The sequence below is a fragment of the Capnocytophaga sp. oral taxon 878 genome, from assembly GCF_002999135.1.
In the GTDB taxonomy this organism is placed as follows: Bacteria; Bacteroidota; Bacteroidia; order Flavobacteriales; family Flavobacteriaceae; genus Capnocytophaga.
This window is the reverse complement of record NZ_CP027229.1, coordinates 864954-878364: the sequence shown is the minus strand read 5'-3', so window position 1 is coordinate 878364 and position 13411 is coordinate 864954. Positions and strand designations below refer to the sequence as shown.

At 34.5% G+C, this 13411-nt stretch carries 10 protein-coding genes; 2 read left to right on the top strand and 8 right to left on the bottom strand.

Going from position 1 to position 13411, the window contains the following annotated elements:
• Nucleotides 1-16: 16 nt before the first annotated feature.
• From C4H12_RS03905 to C4H12_RS03885, 5 genes are all read right to left on the bottom strand, one after another.
• Entirely contained in the window at nt 17-505 is a 489-nt protein-coding gene (locus tag C4H12_RS03905) for a DUF1877 family protein (RefSeq protein WP_106097766.1), read from the bottom strand.
• 60 nt (nt 506-565) lie between these two features.
• Nucleotides 566-1885, bottom strand: a complete 1320-nt coding sequence (locus tag C4H12_RS03900) for a restriction endonuclease (RefSeq protein ID WP_106097765.1) — start codon at nt 1883-1885, stop codon at nt 566-568.
• Nucleotides 1866-4211, bottom strand: a complete 2346-nt coding sequence (locus C4H12_RS03895) for an AAA family ATPase (protein ID WP_371514481.1) — start codon at nt 4209-4211, stop codon at nt 1866-1868. Before C4H12_RS03895 ends, C4H12_RS03900 begins: the two co-directional genes overlap by 20 nt.
• Before the next feature lie 196 nt (nt 4212-4407).
• On the bottom strand, nt 4408-4887 hold the full coding sequence (locus tag C4H12_RS03890; RefSeq protein ID WP_106097764.1) for an Lrp/AsnC ligand binding domain-containing protein: 480 nt from the start codon (nt 4885-4887) through the stop codon (nt 4408-4410).
• Between the two features lie 100 nt (nt 4888-4987).
• On the bottom strand, nt 4988-6049 hold the full coding sequence (locus tag C4H12_RS03885; protein WP_106097763.1) for a M14 family zinc carboxypeptidase: 1062 nt from the start codon (nt 6047-6049) through the stop codon (nt 4988-4990).
• Nucleotides 6050-6678: 629 nt separating this feature from the next.
• Here C4H12_RS03885 and C4H12_RS03880 point away from each other — a divergent pair.
• Together C4H12_RS03880 and C4H12_RS03875 are read left to right on the top strand one after the other, a co-directional pair.
• Nucleotides 6679-7149, top strand: coding sequence for a helix-turn-helix transcriptional regulator (locus C4H12_RS03880; RefSeq protein WP_106097762.1), 471 nt, complete (start codon nt 6679-6681; stop codon nt 7147-7149).
• A gap of 139 nt (nt 7150-7288) precedes the next feature.
• Complete coding sequence (locus C4H12_RS03875; RefSeq protein WP_106097761.1) at nt 7289-9637, top strand: ATP-dependent helicase; 2349 nt, start codon at nt 7289-7291, stop codon at nt 9635-9637.
• A gap of 83 nt (nt 9638-9720) precedes the next feature.
• Here C4H12_RS03875 and recN read toward each other — a convergent pair whose 3' ends face one another.
• From recN to ribB, 3 genes are read right to left on the bottom strand one after another with little or no spacing between them, the layout of a single operon-like run.
• The gene (recN, locus tag C4H12_RS03870) at nt 9721-11379 is read right to left on the bottom strand and encodes a DNA repair protein RecN (RefSeq protein ID WP_106097760.1); all 1659 of its coding nucleotides are present in this window, start codon (nt 11377-11379) and stop codon (nt 9721-9723) included.
• Between the two features lie 5 nt (nt 11380-11384).
• Nucleotides 11385-12266 carry a DUF4835 family protein gene (locus tag C4H12_RS03865; protein WP_106097759.1) on the bottom strand — a complete coding sequence of 294 codons (882 nt, stop codon included), beginning with the start codon at nt 12264-12266 and terminating at the stop codon, nt 11385-11387.
• Nucleotides 12266-13390 (bottom strand): 3,4-dihydroxy-2-butanone-4-phosphate synthase, encoded by a 1125-nt coding sequence (gene ribB / locus C4H12_RS03860; protein WP_106097758.1) that lies wholly within the window; start codon nt 13388-13390, stop codon nt 12266-12268. Before ribB ends, C4H12_RS03865 begins: the two co-directional genes overlap by 1 nt.
• Between the last annotated feature and the right edge of the window lie 21 nt (nt 13391-13411).

The window sequence follows — 13411 nt, the reverse complement described above, 5'->3', positions numbered from 1 at the left end:
AATGTTTAATGATTAATTAAAGATCTACGGTAAAAATAGTATTTAGTTGGTTCTTCAAAGCATATTTATAAAAATCTAATACCCCTTTGCTCCAACTCAACAAATAGTTAAGTTCTTCCTCATTTTTAGTATATGAGTAGTCTGAGGGAATTTTTTCAAAATTCTTTTTGATAATCTCTTGTAGATTATTCTCTTCAAGATAGTCTATAATTTTTTGAATATTATCGAGGTCATTCACAAATATTATACAATCATTATGATCTAATAATAAATAACCTCCAAAAACAATATTAGGAGCTATTCCTTCTTCTTTGTACCAATCACCCTCACAAAGACAATAGTGAATGCCTTCCCACGCTTTATCTATCTGATAACTTTTGGGTGTACCCAAGAGATTTTCTTCAATAGTGTTGAGCATATAAGCATACATCTTGTCATCATCTTGTTCTGCAATAGCATCTACTTGCTCATCACTAAGTGCATAAAAAACGCCTAATCGTGCCATATATTGTATGTTTAAAAGTGCAAATATATGTAATATTTGTAAGATATGGAAATCTCACTATTAATGGTTAGTTATTAAAGGTATAGAAACACTTAATTTATAGATATTTTTATATTCAGAGATTTCTTTTTTGTTTTCTATGTTCAAACTTTTGTTGTCTTCTAAAGAAGGATAGATGATAAGGCAATCTATAAGTTCGTTACTGTTTTTTAAGCCAAGTTTTTCATATACTTTTGTTAGGCGAGCATAGCCACTTACTTGGCGGATGTCGTCTACCACTCTGCTATCTTCATAAATAGGTTTATACTTGGCATCAATAACCATTTTGTATTCTGGAGTGTTGAGCAAAAAATCTAATTCGATATAATCAGCTGTAAGATGATAGGTTACCTCTCCCTTACCTCTAAACTTTTCTTGTAGCTTTTTATAGACATATAACTCAAAAAGTTTGGGCATATCTATCCAAAAAGGCGGAATAGTTACTTTTTGTTGGGTTGTTTCGGTGATATTATACGAAAAACGCTTTAAGATATACTTCCCGATGCAAATAGCTTCCTTATATTCTTTAAAAAAAGTATTGGGAGTGAGTTTTTTGAGGTTTTCTATATTAATTTCTTCTGAAATCAAGTCAAAATGTGGACTACAATAGGTAATTAATTTGCAAATAGATTTGTCATTACTTGCAAAATAATTAGGATGCGTATTCTTAAAGCTGATGATAAATTGCAAAACTTTCTGTAAAAATCGATTTTCGAGGTTATCCATTCCAAACTCTTGATACCTACATACGTGGGCTGTGAGTTTGTTCTTAAAAACATTTTGTTTGAGGTGTTTAGCTAACTGTATCTTGCCTTTGATATGGTTATTAAGATTCTCCTCGACTGTGTAATACGATTTTTTAAGTCCTTTGCGCACAATACGCTTCAGTAACAATAGGAATTGCACCATTAGAAAAGGCGTGAGTGTGTCTTTTTGCTGTTCGATAGTAATTGGAGGTTCGTCCCAATAGATTTTGATGAGGTCTTGCGTATCTTTAGGATCAAGCCCCGCAATGCTGAAAAGCATTTTTAGATAGTCGATTTCTGCCCATTCTTCCTCTTGAATAGGAGAGCCTTCAGCTATCTGTTTTTTATTCATTTTAGGCTCTATATATATGAATTTGTGATGTTTTACCAACCATAACGCCCCTATATAATAGCCTGCCTGCAAACATACTTCTGCCTCATTTGTACGCTTAATTTCAAAAGGATAGACAGGATTACCCTGTCTATCTTTTTTCAATATATACGGACAAATCTGAGGTATTGCCTCAAAGATTTTTAACGCCTCCCCCTCCTTTTTGATGCTATAAGGCTTATGTTCAAGAAGCGTTATTTTCATTGTTAATAAGGTTATTTATAGTAGTTTCTATTCCTTCCCCTACAAGGATACCATCTTTCACATATTCGAGCAAAATAGGCTTGATTTCGTATTCCCAACGGATACCGATAGGAGTATTTTTAGTAATGAAATATGAATGCCCTAATTGTACCTCTTCTTTTTTGAATTCAGGAGATAAATTAGTATTGAACAAGTTAATCACTTTTGCAAATAACTCACTCTCAAACTGGTCGCCTAATTCATCTGTTAAATCTTTAGGTAAGATATTTACAAAGGCAAAGCGGCGGCGGATGGCATAATCTATATGCCCTACGGAGCAGTCAGCGGTGTTCATCGTACCGATAATATAGAGATTAGGGGACAAAATAAGGTTGTTTTCTCCCTCAATAACGTACATACTTTGCACCGCTTCGCCACGGTATTCTAAGGCATAGATAAGTTCGCCGAGTACAGCTGATAAGTTCGCACGGTTGATTTCATCTATGACAAGAACGTAGTTTTTAAGAGGTATTTTATCAACTGTAGGCTTATAGTTTTCTCTAAACTCATAGTATTTTTCTACAATTCTCAAAAAATAAGAGGTGTGTTGTCTGGCTTGACCGCCTATAGTTGTCAATTTGGTTACCCCCTGTCTATCTCTTACACCCGATTCGATAATACGCTTAATTTCAGCATAATTCATATTCAAACCATTACTATGTACTTCCCAATTATCGCCTTTATATTTAAAACGCTTATCATCAGCATCAAAAAGATAAACGGCTTCCGTTAATGGATATTTGTAGTCTTCACTTTGAGCTAATTCTTCTTTGATATGTTCAATGAAAGCGTCAAAAACCTCTTCTTCTTTTAGTGTCTGTGTACTTTGTTGTGCTTTATTCCAATTATTGAAAGCTTCTTTAGCAAAAGCCCCTAATATTTTATTTTCAGCTGTATAGATAATTCCATCACCCTCTTCATTAGGCTTGGCAACAATGCCCCTTACAAAATCTTCGTAAGAATAGCTGGGGTGAAACTGAATAAGTTTGAATTGCTTATTGCCCTCTAAAATATCATTTTCACCTAAACCTAATAATATTTTGGCAATACGTTTAGCCTCACGAGTTTTACCAGTACCTGGAGGACCTTGTAAGATAATTTGGGGTTTATATTTTAAAAGGTTTATTATATGGTTATTCTCTTGTTTATTTATATTTCCGTTCATAATATTTAGTAAGTATTGAGCATATTTGATTCCCTCAAAATCAAAGTTATAAGTAGTGACATCAGTAAGTGTTTTAGTAGGTAGGTTATTATTAGCATCCCACACCCCTTTTTTTAGCCATTTAACTTCACGACAATGCTTGTATGTAGCTCTTTCTTCATCAAAATAGTAATCAGAGATTACTTTGCCATAGCCCAGTAAAGTATTTTTCCCTTTTTTAGCAATGATAATATCTCCTATATTTATTTTATTTTCTCCATTGCAAAAATCATCAAGAGCAGAAACATTATTGCGTTGGTCCTCTCCTCCTCCATAATTATCTATTAGGGCTTCAAGAATAGATTTTCTATCCGTGTAAATTTCTAAATCTCCCAATTCATCCCAGCCAATAGCCATAATGTCTTCGTTATAAAACTCCTCCCATTTAGAAGCCTGTTCTCCACGGCTATATAGCCAATAACGTTTAGTATTTTCATTTTCCTTATTCATATTTTGATAAACTATATCTTGAGCTAAAAGCAAAGAAGAATCTCCTTCATGTGGAACAAAATATTCTTTTAGCGAATTTAATTGAGGATTATTAAGAAAAGGGACTATTTGGAATAGTAATTCTATATAGTGTTTGTATTTTTTTTCTTTCTGTGAAATGATATCTAAATAATCACAAAGTTGGTTATATAAAGTGCTTTTATAGAAAGTATTTTCTTTTGGATTTTGCATTGTTAACAAAAAAGAGAGAGTACGCTCATCAAACTGATGATTAAAATTTGTTTTGTTGAGCTTTTCCCTTAATTTTTCTATGCTATTTTCGGCAAAATTCTTAGCTTTATCTAATTTAATATAGAAATCATCAGAACTGTAGACTATAATAAATAAATTTCTTAGCTGTTCAGGGAAATGCTTACCTAAAGCATCTAAAAAACTAAAAGAATTTTGATAGACTAAATTTCCTCTTTTCTTAAAAGATTCTTTAAACATTTCATAGAAATCAGTAGCATTTATATCCCAGTGTTGCTGAAAATGATCAATAGCATACCATTTATAGACCTCATTTTCATTGTTAGGATCTTCTCTGCGTAAGAAGATGTAGTACTCAATAAGCTTGTTAATCTTTTCATTCATAGTATTCAAAACTTAAAGTAATAAAGTTAAAAAATTATTTTGAAATAAACAAGAAAAAAGTTGTGTTAGAGCTTTTTATAAAGCATTCAGTTATATAATTTACAAGTTTAAAAATATATCAGTATAGCTATTAAAAGACTTTGCCAAAGTTTTTGAACTTTGGCAAAGAGTAATATTAGTAAAAAAACTAATTATGTTACATTTCTCTGAAGGCTTTGTGTAGCAAGCGGCGGTTATCATTCATTACCTCTTCCATTGAAATCATTGTTTCAGAACGTGATACGCCTTCAATCTCATCAATCATATAAATAACTTCTTTAGCGTGCTGAATGTTACGAGCCCTAATTTTTACAAAAATATTATACTGACCAGATGTGATATGTGCCTCTGTTACAAATGGCACTTCTTCCAAGCGTTCTAATACGTGTTGGGCTTGATTATTGCGCTCTAAAAAAATACCTACATAGGCAATAAAGGTATAGCCCAAACGGTCATAATCAACAGTAAGAGTTGAACCTGTAATGATACCTACTTCCTCCATTTTGCGCACTCGCACATGCACTGTACCTGCAGATATATCCAACTGTTTAGAAACATCAGTAAAAGGGATACGCGCATTATCTATCAACAAATCTAATATTTGGTGATCTACTTCATCTAATTTGTATCTTGCCATATAGTTTATGTTATTGATTTTTCAGCGGGCAAAATAACTAAAAAATTTTGTATTTTCCAAATAAAATAGCATTTTTTTGAAGAAAATATGATAATATTTTTTATATGAAGGCTATTTTACGCAAATTTAATAGCATTTCTATTTTATTTTTATCAAAAGGAGGGGTTATGTACTTTGATAACATTTCTTCTTTATGACCATATTTTTCTGAAAGATTTCCTATTTCGGTTATATAAGGCTCAAAATGAATTTCATTGCTTATAAGCTCTTCTTTGTACAAAATTCCTACATCATTGCCAGTAGTTGTATCGTCACGCAATAGTATATCATAAAAGGATTTACTATTTTCAGGGATATTAAAATACAACTTGTAATTTACATCTGTAACATCACCTTGGGCTATGTGTTGTAAGCCAGAAAAAAGTGCTATAGCGATATATTTTCTTGTTTGTTCACGATTGTAATCGTCAGGAAAATGTCCTGCTTCAAATAAAATAGTAGGAGTACCAAGCTGCGTATATCTGTCCCCTGTACAGTTTAGATTAAAGCTATCGTCAAACCTAGCTACTTGATTAGGGATGTATTGTTGTAACTCGTTATTCATCAGTACTATAAGTTGCATCGCTTGCTTACGTACTGGGTTGATACTACGTTCTTCATTATAGGCAGGGGCTAGGAATGCAACAGTAGCAGGCTTTTTACTTTCAGCAATTCCAAAGATAGTACGCTGGTCGTGCATATTGAAACAGTAATGAGGCTGTACAAGGTCGTAGGCTTTACGCAAACAAAGGCTTTCGGGCTGAGAGAGTTGTAGTGCATCACGATTAAGATCAATATTGTTGTAATTTACACGTGTAAACTGTTCAGCGCCATCAGGATTTAGCATAGGGATACAATACAGACTTAGTTCACTCACAAAAGAAGCTGTTTTAAGCCTGTTTAGCACATCAAAAAGAGCCTTAGTAGTGGTAGACTCGTTACCGTGCATTTGTGACCAAAGTAGCACCTTTTTACTGCCCTTTCCTATGCGATACAAATTGATAGGAGTCCCCTTTACAGAGGTTCCTAATGGGATTATTTCGGTAAATTGATAATTTTCTAACAAAGGGGCTATCATATTATAAGTAATATAGCGCCCAGAAAGTTGTTTTTCAGTGTTCATATTCAGCTATTTAAGAAGTTATAAGTAGTCACAAATTTTATGGATAATTTATGTGTATTTATATAACTTCTGAATCAAAGTACAAAGGTACAAAAGATTTTTTAATTATCAATTAACAAGATTTAGTTATTAGTAGTCAGAGCTAATCTGAAAGAAAATATATCCTGATAGGAAGATACTTCCTTGTTTAACTTAGCATTACTTTTCTCTCCTAAATTCAATAAAGTCTGAACGAACGAATAACGAAGGATAAACGAACTATAAACGAAGGATAGTTAGTAAGCAGTCCCAACTAACAATATGATCTAAGATTTATATAGCATAAATAAATTACAAATGTAATAGCTATACTTTTTACATTTGTAATTTACAAAAGTAATAATCAACATCAATAAAAAGTTTTACAAATGTTACATTACTATAATAGGAGGTTTTCAAGCTCTTAGTAAGTAGATTTTAAGTTATAGATTATTTTTATAATTATTTATTATTTATCATTATATCAATTATTTACAAAATAATATTGCATAATTACTTTAATACTGTCAAAAAATAGTTCAGTTTAAATTTGTGTATCTCAAAATATCGTTTTACATTTGTGCATTCTAATTAAAATAACAGAAGTTACAATGTTAAACACATCAGATTTTGCCATTCGCCTACAACAGGTAATGGATTATTACGGAATGAATGCGGCAGCTTTTGCCGATACTTTAGAAATTCAGCGTTCAGGAATTTCTCATCTCTTATCAGAACGCAATAAACCAAGTTTAGATTTTATTTTGAAACTTATTGAGAAATTCCCTGAAGTAGATATGTACTGGATAACACAAGGCAAGGGGGTATTTCCGCCTAAAGAACAGAAAGAAACAATAGTACCCAAAAAAATGCAACAGGTAGACCTATTTAGCGATATACCTGAAATAGAAATGGAAGTACCAGTGCCCCCCCTCCCCCAGCCTACCCCTGTAGTACAAAAAGCAGAACCTATTACAATAGATAAAGAAAAAAAAGTACAACCCCTTCCCTCTTCAACCAAAAAAATAAAACGCATTATTTTCTTCTATGAAGATAATCAGTTTGAGGTCTTTGATAATTAGCCTTCAAACTAAGCTGTGGCAAGTATAGCCTAAAAGTAAGCCATAGGAGAGAGATTTTTACTTCTTAATTGTCAATTATTAATTGGTAATTGATAATTGTTTTGTAATTTTGCAGCCTTAAAAACAGATACTACTTTTTATGGATATATTTGCCAAAGAATTAGAACGACTAAATGCGCCACAACGGGCTGCCGTACTACAAAAAGAAGGGCCTATTATTGTGATTGCCGGAGCAGGATCGGGCAAAACAAGGGTGCTTACTTACCGCATCGCTAACCTGATGCGGCAAGGAGTAGATGCGTTTCATATTCTTGCGCTTACCTTTACCAATAAGGCAGCAAATGAAATGAAGAAACGTATAGCCAGCATTGTGGGCAATAGTGAGGCTAAGAACTTGTGGATGGGAACCTTTCACTCGGTTTTTGCCAAAATATTGCGTTTTGAGGCAGATAAGTTAGGCTATCCACAGAACTTTACTATTTACGATACACAAGACTCTCAACGCCTTATAAACGGTATTATAAAGGAGAAAGAGTTGGATAAAGATGTGTACAAGTATAAGCAGATACAGCAGCGAATATCATCACTTAAGAATAACCTCATTACAGTACGTGCGTATTTTAATAATCCTGAACTTATTGAAAATGATGCTATTAGAAGGCAACCACGCTTTGGCGAAATCTACCAAGAGTATGTAGATAGATGCTTTAAGGCAGGGGCTATGGACTTTGATGACCTCCTCCTAAAAACTAATGAGCTGCTCAATGTATTCCCCGAAGTATTGGCAAAGTACCAAAACCGATTTCAGTATATATTGGTAGATGAGTATCAGGATACAAACCACTCACAATACCTTATTGTAAAAGCTCTTGCCGACCGATTTCACAACATTTGTGTTGTAGGTGATGATGCACAAAGTATTTATGCATTTCGAGGCGCAAATATCAATAATATTTTGAATTTTAGGAGTGATTACCCTGAAGCAAAAGAATACAAATTAGAGCAGAATTACCGCTCAACCAAGAATATAGTAGAAGCAGCTAATAGTGTGATTGAACACAATAAAGTGCGTTTAGATAAAGTCGTATTTACTGAAAATGAGTTGGGAGAGCCTATTAAAGTACACAGAAGTCCTACAGATGCTGATGAAGGGCGATTTGTGGCAAGTTCTATCTTTGAAAATAAGATGCAACATCAGTTGCCAAATGGTAAGTTTGCAGTATTGTACCGTACGAACTCACAATCAAGAGCCATTGAGGATGCGTTGCGAAAGCGTGATATTCCATACCGCATCTATGGAGGACTTTCTTTCTACCAACGTAAGGAAATCAAAGATATGTTGGCTTACCTGCGCCTTATTATCAACCCTAATGATGAGGAGGCTCTCATCAGAATTATTAACTTTCCTGCACGAGGTATAGGAGAGAGTACTTTGGAGAAACTTACTCTTACCGCTAATCATTATAAAAAGTCGATTTTTGAAATAATGTACAACATTAATAAGATTCTAGAGTTGCACATTAACACCTCTACAAGGCAAAAACTCACCGACTTTGTAGTGATGATACTGAACCTGCAAGCCTTTAACAAAGAAGCCAATGCCTTTGAGGTGGCAGAACTGGTAGCTAAGAAAACAGGATTGTTACAAGAATTTAAAAAAGATGGTACTCCTGAAGGGATTGCCAAAATGGAGAATATTGAGGAGATGCTCAATGGTATAAAGGATTTCGTTGCAGGGCAAGAAGATGTAGCTGATAGTACAGGTAGTCTTTCAGAGTACTTAGAAGATGTATCATTGGCTACCGATACTGATAAAGAAATTGATGATGATGACCGAGTAGCCTTAATGACTATTCACTTAGCTAAAGGATTAGAGTTTCCTTATGTGTATGTAGTGGGAATGGAAGAAGATCTTTTTCCTTCAGCAAAGAGTATTCAATCACGAGAGGAGTTAGAAGAAGAACGAAGGCTTTTTTATGTAGCCCTTACAAGAGCAGAAAAACAGGCTTATCTTACTTATGCCGAAAGACGTTATAGATTTGGGAACTTATCCGATACCGAGCCTAGTAGGTTTATTGAAGAAATAGATGGGCAGTATTTACAGTACCTCACTCCTACCCTATCTAATCCTAACTATCGTTACAAACCATTGATAGATAGAGATATTTTTGGAGAAGTAGATAAGAGTAAATTGCGCTTGCAGAAACCAATTAGCGGTACTCCACCCTCTAAAAATGCTCCTACTGCAGATGAGCAGCAACGATTACGTAAGCTTAAACCTATGAATACTATGCAGAATGCTCCTATAAATAAAGCTGCTTATAACGGATTGGAAATAGGTACAATGGTATATCATGAGCGTTTTGGTAAAGGGAAGGTAATAACTTTGGAAGGTGCAGGAAATGATAAAAAAGCTCAAATAAACTTTGAAGTAGGAGGCTTGAAAAATATATTATTGCGTTTTGCTAAGCTAACTATCATCAATTAAACATATTAATTACAAGCAAAGTAATAAAAAATGAGTCAAATAGGGTATACCCTATTTGACTCATTTTTTATTTGTTTATTACTTTATCCTTTACGGAGGAGTTCTATAGCATGGTTACGAGCTGAGGCACCACTATTTTTACCTTCAAGCATTTCGGAGAGTTCAGTAATGCGTTCCTCTTCAGTAAGGAGCTTGAGGTGGGTTGTAGTTTTTCCATTTACATCATCTTTAAAAACCTTAAAATGATAAGCCCCTTTGGCAGCAATTTGAGGTAGGTGAGTGATGGCAAACACTTGTCGGTTTTGGCTCATAGTTTTCATAATATCACCCATTTTCTGTGATATTTCACCTGATACCCCTGTATCAATTTCATCAAACATAATGGTAGGTAAAGCAGTATGCTCTGCCATAATAGCTTTTACAGCCAGCATAATACGAGAAAGCTCACCTCCTGAAGCTACTTTCTTTAACTGACCAAAATCACCACCTTTATTAGCAGAGAATAGGAATGAAAGCTCATCATTACCATTACTAAAGAAATTATCGGTAGCAGTAAGAGTAATTGCAAATTTACCATTAGGCATTCCCAATTCATGCATAAAGCTGGTAAGCTTTTTATCAAGAGCTGGGAGTACCTTTGTGCGTACTTTGTGAAGTTCTGTAGCTTTTGTAAGGGTAGCAGCTTGTTGCTCAGCTACTAACTTATGTTGGTTATTAAGTTCAAAATCAACATTTTCAGTTTTAGATACAGCTTCTTCTAATTCCTTTTGGATAGCGATAAGCTCTTCAACTGTTGATACTTTGTGTTTCTTTTGTAAAGAATAGATTTTATTAAGCTGATTAGATATTTCTTCAAGACTTTCAGGGTCTGTTTCTATGTTCTCATCAATATCGGCTATTTCGCTGCCTAAGTCATCTAACTCTAAGAAAACAGAGTCGATACGATTATATAGCTCACGGTATTGCTGTTTATACTCAGTAAGCGATGAAAAAGCGTGTCTTAGTTCACGTAAATTGTTTAAGATACCTACATTTTCATCATTTAGTAAGTATAGACTCTCTCCTACACTCTCTTTAATTTCCTCAATATTAGAGGCTTCTTCATAGCTTTCTTCTAATTCCTCTAGAATACCCTCTTCTAACATAGCCGATTTGAGTTCTTTTAGCTGATGAAGGTTATAATCATATTCTTTATTAGCATTTTTTTGGAACTCAATAAGCTCTTGTAATTTTTTTTGCTCTTTCTTTAGTAACTGGTGCAGCCGGATGTATTCATCTAATAAAGCTTTATCATTTGCTATAGCATCGATAATTTCAAACTGAAAAGCAGTATCACTAAGGGCAAGGGTTTGGTGTTGTGAATGAATATCAACTAATAATTCTCCTAAGCGGCTAAGTACATCTAAGGTAACAGGAGCATCATTAACAAAAGCACGTGATTTACCTGATGAGAGTATCTCACGACGGATAATAGTTTGAGGATCGTAGTCTATTTCTAACTCGTCAAACAATGCTTGGAATTGGTACTTTTCAATAGAAAATTCAGCTTCTATGATACATTTTTCATCTTTGTTACGCAAAGCAGACATATCAGCACGTTTCCCTAATATCAGAGAGAGGGCATCAAGCATAATAGACTTACCTGAACCTGTTTCACCTGTGATAATGATAAAACCTTCAGGGAAATCAACTTTGAGGTCGTCGATAAGGGCGTAGTTCTTTATTGATAAAGCCGTAAGCATAGTTGTTATTTAATTTCATTCCATTTGGTAAGTTGGGCAGGTGCTAATTTGAGCAGTGTTTCTTTGAGTTTTTTAGAATCGAAGATAGCTCCGCCTGAGAAGATAGCCGCTATTTCATCAGCTTTGGCATTGAAGAAAGCTACCATAGCATACGAATTAAGACGTAAGCTAGGGATTTGTTCTAACATCAAAATAGCATTTTGTATACCTTCTTTAGCTGCCTTTTCGTCAGTACTCATAAGGTCTAAACCTACACGGTGGTACTGGTAATAAGCCTTGTGGTAAGCCTCATAATTTTCTGATATAAGCTCGGTAATGAGAGTAAAGCGGTTATTTTTACCATCGTCTGCCCAGCCAGCATAACTAGTAGTTTTAGCAGTATTGGCTATTTGTTGAGCTTTGATAAAATAAGGTTTTCCACTATTAGGAGCAAATGTATTGGCATCTAAACCTAAGAGAATGTAGATGTAGTATGCCACTACGGAAGTGAGGTTTGATTCAAAGGTACTTTCATTAAAAGACAAAGTGGCATACTCTTGATAATCAAAAGATACTTCTTTATCTTGCAGGTTAAAAACAGGTGTTTGGTAGGCTGAATTAAACACAGGGCGTGATGATTGTACTAATAAATTTGCCTCGTAATGAGAATTTTCATACTTGTGAATTACTAAAGTAAAGCTACAATTTAGTCGTTCATTTTCACGTACCTTAAGATCTGTCCACCGTGTTTGGTTGATAAACTCTCGCAATGATTTTTCTAAGGTTTTGAATACCTGTCTATTGCTTAAGTTCACTTGTTGTGTATTAACAGTAACCACAGCATTAAGCTCCTGAGCAATAGCCCAAGAACTCAACAGCAATGATAAGATGAACAATATTCTTTTCATTAATAAGATATTTCTTCAGTTATTTCAAGTCCGTAGCCTGACATACCTACATAGCTAGAAGCGTTTTTAGAGTTGGTGAGCAAACGAAGCTTTCGTATACCTAAATCATTAAGTATTTGGGCTCCCATACCTATATCTTTGGTATCTTTTGTAGCCTGAGGTAGCGGATGTCCGTTTTGGTGTTCTTTTATCTCGGTGATATGTTGTAGGAGGTTTTGTGAATAGCCTTCTTTGTTAATTACTATTACGGCTCCTTTGCCTTCTTCATTAATTTTTTTAAAGATACGTTCTAAAGGATTATCTTTATCACCAGCTAATACCTCTAAAATATCATTGCTGATAAAAGATGAATGTACACGGGTGAGTACAGGTTCATCGGCTTTCCAAGAACCTTTGGTAAAGGCTAAATGTATCTGCTTATTAGTTGTTTGCTCATAAGCGCGGAGACGGAACTCACCATAAGGAGTTTGTAAAGCAAAATCTTCTTTTTTCACTACTAATGTATCTTTGCGCATACGGTAAGCAATGAGATCTTCAATAGATATGATTTTAAGATCAAACTTTTTAGCAACCTCTACCAACTGTGGTAAGCGTGCCATAGTACCATCTTCATTGAGGATTTCTACTAATATACCAGCAGGATAAAGCCCTGCAATACGGGTAAGATCAATGGCTGCTTCGGTATGCCCTGTACGACGTAGTACACCACCTTCTTTGGCACGGAGAGGGAATATATGCCCAGGGCGACCTAAATCAAAAGGTTTAGTATCGGGGTTTACTAAGGATTGAATTGTTTTAGCACGATCAAAAGCTGAGATACCAGTAGTACAACCGTGACCTTTAAGATCGATAGATACAGTGAACTGAGTTTCGTGCAAAACTGTATTGTTTTGCACCATCATAGGTAAATCAAGTTCGGCACAACGTTTTTCGGTAAGAGGAGCGCAAACTAAGCCCCTTCCGTGAGTAATCATAAAATTAATCATTTCGGGGGTTACCTTTTCGGCAGCAGCAATAAAATCGCCTTCATTTTCGCGGTTCTCGTCGTCTACAACAATAACTACTTTACCTTTTTTAATATCATCAATAGCTTCATCGATGGTATTTAGTTTGATGTTGTTCATTTTAGTATTTTATTTGATTTT